Here is a 9,143-nt window from a genome sequence, read left to right as displayed (position 1 = left end):
CGATGGCGTTCCAGCTGGCGTTAAAGATGGCCGCGAGCAGTACAACCATTGTTATTTCTAGGCTCATATCACCGTATCCTTGAGCGGCAGGATGCTACGTTAAGAAAAACTAGTTTCCCCAGCATAGTCCAAATTACTATGAACGCATGTGCCCGCACTCGCCAGTATGCCCGGCAGTCCATAGCAGTGGTCGCCGTGCACGTGAGTAATCAAGATGGCTTTCAGCGAATGGAACGACAGCTTCGTGTGCAACACCTGATGCTGGGTGCCTTCGCCACAATCAATCAGGTACCAGCCCTTCCCTGTACTCTCTCGCAAAGCGATGCCGGAGACGTTTCTTGTTTTAGTGGGCACACCGGCGGAGGTTCCCAGAAACAGTATGTTCATATCTTATTAGTACTCTCTTGTTCGTAATCTCTTGTGCGCACGCTTGGGGCCAAGGCGCTGAGCCAGTTAGCTAAATTAATATACACAGGCGTCAAATCACCGCAGGCGCGTCAGCGACATAAGTGACTACACTGATTAGGCAACTCATTCTATGTATAGGAAATATCTGCCATGGAAGCCACGAACGAGAAAGTCTTTATCAGCCCTGCCCGCTACGTTCAGGGTGAAGGTGTAACCGCACGCGCCGGCCATTATGTCTCTACACTAGGGAAAACGGCGCTGCTTATTGCCGACGACGTTGTCTGGAAAATTGCGGGCAAGGAGCTCAGCGCTAGCCTGGAAGGCGAAGGCGTGAGTTTCGAGCGCGCGGTGTTCGAAGGTGAGGCTTCTAACCGCGAAATCGACCGTCTCGTTGAGCTTGGCCGCAAGCAGCAGGCGAAAGTCATCATCGGCTTTGGCGGCGGTAAAACCATCGACACCGCTAAAGGCGTGGCCGAAAAGCTGGGCGCGACCTGTGCCATACTGCCCACGACCGCCTCCACCGATGCGCCCACCAGCGCCCTATCGGTCATCTACAGCGACGATGGCGAGTTCGAATCCTATCGCTTCTACAGCAAGAATCCCGACCTGGTGCTGGTAGATACCGGCATCATCTGCAAGGCGCCGCCGCGCTTTTTGGCCTCCGGAATTGCCGATGCGATGGCCACCTGGGTCGAGGCGCGCGCCGCCATCCGCGCCAACGCCAACAACATGGCGGGCGGCAAAGCCACCTTGCTAGGCGCGACCATCGGCCAGAAGTGCGAAGAGATTCTATTCGAGCACGCCATGCTGGCCTATCAGGCCAACCAAGCACAAATCGTCACGCCCTCGTTCGAGGCGGTGGTGGAAGCCAATACCCTGCTCAGCGGTTTAGGCTTTGAAAGCGGCGGCTTGGCCGCAGCACACGCTATCCATAACGGCTTTACCGCCCTGCACGGTGAGATTCACAACCTTACCCACGGCGAAAAAGTGGCGTACGGCACGCTCGCGCAGCTGATTCTCGACCAAACGCCCCAGGCGGAGCTTGAAGAGTATCTGGATCTCTACCTCGCGCTGGGCCTGCCGGTGACCTTGAAAGCACTTAAGCTTGACCAGGCAAGCGAAGAAGATCTTTATCGTGTAGCCGAGGCGGCACTGAAGGAAGGCGAATCAAGCCATAATCTGGCGTATGAACTGACGCCTCAGCAAATCGTCAGCGCTATTAAAGCGGTGGATGTGCATGCGCGAGCGTTTATGGAGAAAGTTGGCCTGAGCGAGTAAGTCCTGAAAGGCGGAGTGCTTCGGCGCTCCGCCCTGGTCTCACTTTCCCAGCCGCGGCAAGCCCCCTTAAACACATAAACCAGCACATAGTAAAAATGCCACGCGCTTTGAATCCCTCTTAAAAGATTGTTATGCACATGATCAAGGCTTTACTCAACACTTGGTTCCGGTAAAACAGGGGGCGTGCTGTCCATATACGTTAGAAAGTCTTCCCAGATGTCATGCGTTCTTTGTTTCGTTAACCGGGTACGGCAAGTAATGCCCATGACGCCTCGAATGGTCCCATCGCGCCATTGCGTATAGACAGAGCCGCAATGGGCAGCAGCATACGCCTGCCACTGCTTTTGAGCCACCTTGATAGCATCGGCTAACACAGGGTCAACCGCGTTATGTTCAACGCTCGTTTCCAGATAGTGGGTGAGGTCATCCTCGGCGGCCTCTAACTCGATAGCCGCGCACCGATTGGTCTCAAGCGTATTCATTATATTATTGCAATCAAGCTCCTCGTCGCCAGCAACGGTTGACAACGACATGGCAGCAGAACTATTAGTAAACACTTTTTCATTTTTCCCCAAAAGCACATAACGTACTGGCTAAGCTGCCGCAGCATAGCGCAGTATCGGTCGGCTTCATCCACTGGTTAGGGTCAGTAATCGTTCACCCGCGACCTCAATATCAAACCCTTGCTTCAACTGCCCCCACCATTGCGCTACGAGAAAACCTTGTTGGGCTAACTATTCACGTTTTCCATAGTAGTGGTCATCGTGCACATGGGTAATCAAGATTGCTTTCGCCCTCATTTGCGGCTGGTTTGGAACCCAGCGGAAAACCAGTCCGGCAACATGCGCTTGCCATAGCCAGAAGCTAATTTTAATTTAATTATTCTGGACATGGCGTGCTTTCCCCTGGATTAAGAATGACTTCGTATTGGGCTTGAAAGTCATTACCGCCACCCCACATTGTAGCGGGTGTTTCAAAGCCTACTTTTACAATGCATCAATTCCAAAAGAACACCTCTGAGCCGTGAATCCTTAGAGATTCAGCGCGCCACTCCTTAATTTTTGGAAAGCTTGCCTCACCTCTATAACTGGTTTTATCTATCATCCTGCTTTGTTCAAAACCATAAGGATAAGAGCTCGATATTCAATATACCCAAGCATCCTGAATGGGCTTTCCTTCCCCATCTGTGACGAGAATTTCAGCCTCAGGCTGAAGAGTCTTGTTTATTGGATAAACAACACAGCCTGATAGCGATAGAGTAATCGCTAGTATTAGTAGTTTCATATTTGATTAGCTATAACGTTTTACTTAAGGGGCGACCGGAGCCGCAGGCGGAGGGAACCACAAGCGCAGCTTGTGGTTCCCTCTCGACCAAATTATTAGGCGAATGGGTTACCACTTATTGAACTCAGCGTTAGGTATTTGCAATGCGGACAAGGATGGCACTGACGACTGAACCAACGCAATACACTCCTGAAGCGACAAGATTGCTTGAAGTGAGCCGCTCTTGCCTTTGACAATAAAGTCGATGAGAACAGAACCATCCCCATTGACGTAGAACTGCAAGGTTTCATCAAACTGATCAATTAGCCCGAGATGATTTCCGGGGTGGTTCAACACTCCATTCATTAGCGCCTTTATCTCAGGAAGATCGTGATATGACTGATCTTCCGGCATTCCGAGACCGAAACCTTCGGGGCGCGTATCTTCAAAAAATAACACAAACCCTGGGCGATTTTTTTCAGGCCATTCCGCCATTACTGATGTTCCTTTCTGTCACCTAACGCCCGCATTTGCGGCTGATTTGGAGCACAGCGGAAAAGCCGACAACATGCGCTTGTCAGGTGATTTTCCACGCTCGTAGCTACAGATATTTCCCAAAATATTCACCTACAGCCTTATGACAATATTTGTCTTCACCTCGCCAATACTCAACAAAAACCCAGTCATTCCTACCTTTAACGGGTCGATCGTAGCTGCCAGGCTTTAACACACCAATACTGGCTAAAATTTCAATTAATACCTGTCTTTCCGCTTTGCTAGACTTTACGACACCAGCCAATCTTTTTTCCAAGGCACTCGGATAATCTGATGGTTCCGAGAACTCGATGGTTTTCAATATTTCCTTGAAACAATAAACATCTTCATCATCAGGTTCAGGGATGTCTGTATTTGCAAATTGGTTTAAGTCAAAGTACGTGTACAAGATATCACCATGGCGGACACCACCCCATTTAATACGCTCAAAATTCAATACGTTTATATCAGTGTCGTCATAATTCTGACGGCCCACTACCCCGTACTGGCAATCCCGGCACACCCCGCAGGTATAAGAGTGTGAAGTGGGCTTCCCATCAGTATATGAAGTGCCGGATATAACTGGTGTATATTTATGCACTGGTATTTTTCTGGCAATTGAATACGAAGATAAAGAAGACCTCCAGTCCAAACGGCGAGATGTCAGGCTACTTAAAAAACCTTTAGCAATTTTCTCTCGTGATATTTCACTAACCAAATTTTCAATAGCTTCTATGCACGTATCATGAGAAATTGAAATCGGATCAAACATTAAACCTTGTGACTTAGCGTACTCAAAGTTGTCACCAGATAGGACTCTATCTTTGGAGTCAATCCATCCATTCTTCCAGTAGGTGGAGAATAATATGTTCTTCGCTTTCTTATCCATACTCGATTCTATGTTCACTTAACACCGCCATAAACCGCGCGAGCTTGCAAGCGTCGGGCGGCCATAGGGAGCGAATTTAATGGCCTTGTTATACGGCATTACCAGGTAACCGCTTGGAGAACCAAGCATGAACAAAACCCGACTGATAAAACTGAACAGGCAAATTAAAACCACCGCGCTCGATAATCGACTTAACATCATCCGGAGGCAAAATTGAAACGTCTTTTGCCCATGCTAAGTGTGTTTTTTCGATGGCATCCGCGGGCAACTTTGCAGCGTGTAGCATACTTACCCATACCTTAAGCAATGCTTCATATTCAGGTGTGCCAACAGATGATGAAAGGTCAGCACTAACCAAAATACCGTTGTGTTTCAATCTGTTTGAGATCTCTCGGAAAAAACTTGAACGTTCCTTATTATCGAGAATAAACTGAGAAACCATAAAACATGTGGCTGCATCATGAAGCTCAATATCTGATAATGACTCCAGATAACCCTCATGGAACGTACAACGAGAAATAAAGCCTTCTTTCTCGGCTTTTTGACGGCATACATCAAGCATTGCACCAGAGGGCTCGACAGCAGTAAACCTCCAACTTGGAAACCTGCTGGCTAAATAAGAAAGCTCCGCACCAGCCCCCAATCCGACACAAAGTATTCGGGCAGTCTGAGGCAGCTCTGAAAAAATCCATTCGAGCTGAAAGTAGAGGCCGTCATGAACAGGAGCCAGTTTTTTCTGCTGCTCTTCATAGCCAGAAGCCTGTTTATCAAAAGCGGCTTTGAGTTCATCTTGATTCATGGGGCATAAGCTCCTAAGACGTATAACGCTTGAGTTAAGCCGTGCCGCGAAGCGGCATCGGCTTGGACGAATTGTTAGGCTGCACTGCGCTGGCCCAGGTTTTGCGAAAAGCGAAGCAAGAATCCATCCGGATCTTGCACAAGGAACTCGCGCTGGCCTTTTTCGGCATCTGGCGTTACGCGATACCACGAATCTCTAAGGTTCCGAAACGGGATGAAGTTGAGCAAAAGGAGGGCCGAAAGCACCTTTCCGACATCTGCAACCTCAATCTGGAAGTTGATGCCTCGGCCGAAAGGCTTTTCTAAAGGCTCCACATTCCAACCTTGAGCATGACGCTGCTCAAGCATCAGCTGTGCGTGTCCGAGTTCAAGGTATGCGAATGGTGGAGACTCGCGACGATGCCGAACACTGAAGCCGGCTGCTTGGTAAAAATGCAGCGACGCCTCAAGTGAGGTGACCGTTAATTCGGGCACCAGCGGATTCCAACACGGTATTTCTGCCATATCTTCCGCCAAGTAATGCCCCTTCGTGCGACCTAACAGTGATTATACGGCAGGCTACATAACCTCAATAAACGCGACGGCACGTTGATTGAGGTTATGCTGCCCCAAGAATCGACTCTACCCCATTGTTTCTGCTGAGAGCAAAGCAAAATTTGGCAGCATATCTAAAACTTGTGTGCCTGCATGTTTTGCCGGTTTCAATCATACTGACGCATGCGCATCACCCGGCAATGCGCATGCGGTTGAGGGGCACAATAGCGTGGGTCTCGCGACAAAGTGATATGCCATTACACCAGCCCCACACACATCACATCCCCACTAAACCACTGCTGCTTAAGCCCCCGCTGCTTCTCCAACAACAGCGTTAGATAATCACGCAATGGATGGACAGATGGCAGCGCGGCAAGGTGCTTGCGCAGCCTGCGCTGATAAGGAAACTGCTCAGCAGGCACGTGCAACGGCGTGGCATTTTGGGCAAGCCATTCAATGCCGGGCAAGAGCAAGTGGGTAGCGTTGCTATCCAGCGCTAGCGTAACGCCTTTTACATCGAAATCACCCGCATAGATATGTGGCCGACGGGTTTTGCGCCACGCCTCTGCCAGTATGGCAAAGCCGCCGCCGTAGTGGCTGTCGCCGCGGTAGACGACCAGCGGGTTTGTGTAGCTGCTTAGCGCAGGAACATCCGGCGAAAACGCATAGAAGCTGTCCAGGTTTTCGACCTGAATCAACGCGCTAAACGCGCTCAGTTTTAGCGCCTGCACATCCACATCGCGAATGGTGCGTGGCTCGCTGGCAAGCCCGGTTATTGGCTGAGGAGCGAAGCTTGCGAGCACTCGCCGCACACGGGGGCTTTCGCGCGTGGCTTTGTCTTCTTCTACGCCCTCTTTCGCTTGGGCGGTGCTGGTTAGGCCGCTGAGGGAGCGGCCTAGTGGTGCTATTCGGGCGCTCTCTAGTACGTCATCAATTTGTGCCAGCAGGGCGGCGTCAAAACGTAGCGTTTTACCATTGATGCGCGTGGCCAGGTCAATATCGTGTTGGTGGCACCAGGCGACTACGTCGTCTACCCACTGGCGGCGGGGCTTTTCTACCGTGGGCTGGCGGAGTAGTTCGCGGGCCACACCATTAAGCCCATTGCGGGCGCGACCGGGTAGGTTCATACGGCCAGCTGCAGTTCAACGTCGTGGATCAGGCGCAGGTGGTTGAAGGTACTCGCCTGGCTCTCCTGCTGTTTAAGCCGAAACGCTTTCTGATCACTGCGCGGCAGGCCCTGGTATTCGGAAATCACCTGGAAGAGCCAGATTTCATCCGGCCATTCCAGCGGGCTTGCGTGCAGGTACTCAAGGGCGCTGACCGGCTCCGTCTGAGGCTGGTCGATCACGCTCAAATAGAAGTGCTCCACATCCTGCTTAAGCGCCTGCTGGCGGGCGGCGGCCAGGCTGCTTTCTTGTGCTTGAGCAGGGGCTGCGGCTTCCACCGTTTGCGTAGTGTGGCGCGGCTGGGGTAGTTGGTGGAGCAGTTCGGCGAGCACCTGGCTATCAAGGTTGCGATCCAGCGCCGGGGCGGCGGCGGCGCTTAGCGGGGCGGCTTGATTGACCAGCGTGGGCACTTCGCTGCGGCGGGCGTAGTTGCCGGGCACAAAGCCGGGGTGCTCGCGCATAAAGGCGGCCATGCCGCTCATCAGGCGGCTGCGCGCCTGCTGCTTGCGAAAGCGCGCCATCAGTTCGATCAAGCGCCGCTGCACTTCCCGCAGGCCGGTGTAGTGGTTACTTAGCTGCTGTTGCAGTTGGCTGATCAATAGCTTGCGCAGGCTGCCGTCGCTGCCTACTAGCTCAATCAGCTCGTCGAAGTCGATCAGCGCCAGGCCGTCCAGCAGGCGGGCGATCTGCTTTTGGGCGCGGTCGTTTTCGCGGATCTTGTCGTTAAGCTGGCTGACAAAACCGAAGTCGCTATTGAGCCGCTGCCATAGGCTATCAATGGCATCGGCGAAGCGTCCGTTCAGGTCATCGACCTCCTGGCGCAGGCGCATTAGCTGCTGCTCTAGCCGCCAATGCTCGCCGCGGCTGCGCGCTTCCCGGTAGCTGTGTACCAGGGCACGAATCAGCTCCAGGGTTTCGGCTACGTCGGCGTTGACGTGGCGGCGGGTCTCGTCGGCGAGCATTTCGGCGATCAGTTCGCGCACCTTGGGCGAAAGCTTCACACCGCTCTGCTCATCCGGCCGCCAGAGAATGCGCGCCGCCAGCAACTTACGCAGCGCGCTGTCGCTGAGCGATTCCAGCGGCACTTCATCGCGGGTGTAGGCCTGCATGAGAACATCGGAATGCTTGCCCAACAGCGCCAGCCGTCCGCTGCCGGTTTTTAGCAGGCGGCTTTCCAGCTCACTCACGCTCGTGCTCGTGCTCGTGCTCACGCTCTTAATCACAGAAGGGCCTCCTGCGAACCGGAGCCTTCCTCTTTATCCGCGTCAATCGGCAGGTTCTCTTCATCGCGAATAAAGCGCACCAAGTCCACCAGGTAGTCGATCTTGCCGGTGACCACAAACACCTGCCGCTCTGAGTGCGGTTGGAGCAAGTAGCCGTGCTCTTTCAGGCGCTTGAAGACCTGCTTTACCTGGGCATCTAACTGGTCACTTTGCGAGCCGAAAAAGCTGTCGGTGGCCAGGCGCTCCAGGCGTTCGCGCAGGCTCTGGTTATCTTCACACTTGGCGCTGAACTCCGCCGGTTTGAGCACATCGCCGGGGGCAGCCAGGGTATCGCGACCTAACGCCTCTTGAACCAACTGCAGCCACTCCAACAGCGGCAGCAGGCTATTGAGCGTGTCGCCCAGCTGGCGGGAGAGCTGATCTCGGGCGTTGTCGTTGAGCTGACGCCAAGCCAGAAAGTAGACGCTACCGTCTTCATTGCTGGCCAAACGGCGGTTGAGTGGGCGCAGGTAGGTATCGATCTCCTCGCGGGTCTCTTCGTTACTTAAATGACGATAGCCGCTTTCATCGCTGACCGGGCAGATAAACTCCCCCGCCAGCAGGCGCTCAAGCAGTGGGCCATGTTCGATCATGCTGTCACCTCCTGCTGACGTTCCTGGAGCCGTTCGGCCAGGCGGCTTAGCCGCGGCTCGATGCGCTTTAACACCCGCTTATTGGGGTGGGTGTCATCGCGGTCAATCAAATAGCGGTTGGCAAACAGCAACAGCACATCGGATTCCGGGTTGGGGAAGGCGCCGACGATATGAATGCGGTTGCTGTCGCAGGCGTCGAACAGTTTTTCGACGTTGTGGTAGGCCAGGGTGCCGATCTCGTCAATCGGCCAGTGGATGGCGATGTCCGCATCACCGCGCAGCAGGCGGGTAAACGCCAGCAGGAATTTGCACAGAATCAGGTAGGCCATGCCGTGGCTGGAGGATTCCAGCAGTTGGCGGTCGTTTTTGATCACTAGATCGGTGCCGCCTTCGTTCAGGTGCAGCTCCAGGCGTAGCA

General features: G+C 53.2%; 11 protein-coding genes. 1 reads left to right on the top strand and 10 read right to left on the bottom strand.

Going from position 1 to position 9,143, the window contains the following annotated elements:
* Positions 1 to 99 precede the first annotated feature (99 nt).
* The gene (locus tag ACTH5D_RS16370) at positions 100 to 387 is read right to left on the bottom strand and encodes an MBL fold metallo-hydrolase (protein ID WP_441673089.1); all 288 of its coding nucleotides are present in this window, start codon (positions 385 to 387) and stop codon (positions 100 to 102) included.
* 171 nt (positions 388 to 558) lie between these two features.
* On the opposite strand from ACTH5D_RS16370, the gene ACTH5D_RS16365 reads away from it, so the two are divergent.
* A complete protein-coding gene (locus tag ACTH5D_RS16365; protein ID WP_441673087.1) occupies positions 559 to 1,686 on the top strand; it encodes a glycerol dehydrogenase in 1,128 nt (375 codons plus the stop codon).
* A 149-nt stretch (positions 1,687 to 1,835) separates the two neighbouring features.
* On the opposite strand, the gene ACTH5D_RS16360 is transcribed toward ACTH5D_RS16365, so the two are convergent.
* The 9 genes from ACTH5D_RS16360 to ACTH5D_RS16320 form a co-directional block, all read right to left on the bottom strand.
* Complete coding sequence (locus ACTH5D_RS16360; RefSeq protein ID WP_441673085.1) at positions 1,836 to 2,168, bottom strand: lysozyme inhibitor LprI family protein; 333 nt, start codon at positions 2,166 to 2,168, stop codon at positions 1,836 to 1,838.
* 910 nt (positions 2,169 to 3,078) lie between these two features.
* The gene (locus ACTH5D_RS16355) at positions 3,079 to 3,444 is read right to left on the bottom strand and encodes a hypothetical protein (RefSeq protein WP_441673083.1); all 366 of its coding nucleotides are present in this window, start codon (positions 3,442 to 3,444) and stop codon (positions 3,079 to 3,081) included.
* Between the two features lie 106 nt (positions 3,445 to 3,550).
* Positions 3,551 to 4,372, bottom strand: a complete 822-nt coding sequence (locus ACTH5D_RS16350; protein ID WP_441673081.1) for a hypothetical protein — start codon at positions 4,370 to 4,372, stop codon at positions 3,551 to 3,553.
* 88 nt (positions 4,373 to 4,460) lie between these two features.
* A complete protein-coding gene (locus ACTH5D_RS16345; RefSeq protein WP_441673079.1) occupies positions 4,461 to 5,171 on the bottom strand; it encodes a class I SAM-dependent methyltransferase in 711 nt (236 codons plus the stop codon).
* Positions 5,172 to 5,245: 74 nt separating this feature from the next.
* Positions 5,246 to 5,686, bottom strand: a complete 441-nt coding sequence (locus tag ACTH5D_RS16340; RefSeq protein WP_441673077.1) for a bleomycin resistance protein — start codon at positions 5,684 to 5,686, stop codon at positions 5,246 to 5,248.
* Between the two features lie 275 nt (positions 5,687 to 5,961).
* Positions 5,962 to 6,831, bottom strand: a complete 870-nt coding sequence (locus ACTH5D_RS16335; protein ID WP_441673075.1) for a DUF7281 domain-containing protein — start codon at positions 6,829 to 6,831, stop codon at positions 5,962 to 5,964.
* On the bottom strand, positions 6,828 to 8,057 hold the full coding sequence (locus ACTH5D_RS16330; RefSeq protein WP_441673073.1) for a hypothetical protein: 1,230 nt from the start codon (positions 8,055 to 8,057) through the stop codon (positions 6,828 to 6,830). The genes ACTH5D_RS16335 and ACTH5D_RS16330 overlap by 4 nt, the downstream gene beginning before the upstream one ends.
* Before the next feature lie 32 nt (positions 8,058 to 8,089).
* Entirely contained in the window at positions 8,090 to 8,725 is a 636-nt protein-coding gene (locus ACTH5D_RS16325; RefSeq protein WP_441673071.1) for a condensin complex protein MksE, read from the bottom strand.
* A partial coding sequence (locus tag ACTH5D_RS16320; RefSeq protein WP_441673069.1) for an ATP-binding protein occupies positions 8,722 to 9,143 on the bottom strand: 422 nt, incomplete at its 5' end. The genes ACTH5D_RS16325 and ACTH5D_RS16320, both read right to left, overlap by 4 nt.

It is taken from the genome of Halomonas sp., assembly GCF_052095695.1.
Classification (GTDB): domain Bacteria; phylum Pseudomonadota; class Gammaproteobacteria; order Pseudomonadales; family Halomonadaceae; genus Vreelandella.
The sequence above is the reverse complement of the archived record's forward strand: the minus strand, read 5'-3'. Positions and strand labels throughout refer to the sequence as shown.

Excerpts from the sequence above, each read along its gene's own strand:
- ACTH5D_RS16350 (WP_441673081.1), bottom strand. The coding sequence starts at position 4,372 with ATGGATAAGAAAGCGAAGAACATATTATTCTCCACCTACTGGAAGAAT.
- ACTH5D_RS16360 (WP_441673085.1), bottom strand. The coding sequence starts at position 2,168 with ATGAATACGCTTGAGACCAATCGGTGCGCGGCTATCGAGTTAGAGGCC.
- ACTH5D_RS16355 (WP_441673083.1), bottom strand. The coding sequence starts at position 3,444 with ATGGCGGAATGGCCTGAAAAAAATCGCCCAGGGTTTGTGTTATTTTTT.
- ACTH5D_RS16325 (WP_441673071.1), bottom strand. The coding sequence starts at position 8,725 with ATGATCGAACATGGCCCACTGCTTGAGCGCCTGCTGGCGGGGGAGTTT.
- ACTH5D_RS16365 (WP_441673087.1), top strand. The coding sequence starts at position 559 with ATGGAAGCCACGAACGAGAAAGTCTTTATCAGCCCTGCCCGCTACGTT.
- ACTH5D_RS16335 (WP_441673075.1), bottom strand. The coding sequence starts at position 6,831 with ATGAACCTACCCGGTCGCGCCCGCAATGGGCTTAATGGTGTGGCCCGC.
- ACTH5D_RS16370 (WP_441673089.1), bottom strand. The coding sequence starts at position 387 with ATGAACATACTGTTTCTGGGAACCTCCGCCGGTGTGCCCACTAAAACA.
- ACTH5D_RS16345 (WP_441673079.1), bottom strand. The coding sequence starts at position 5,171 with ATGAATCAAGATGAACTCAAAGCCGCTTTTGATAAACAGGCTTCTGGC.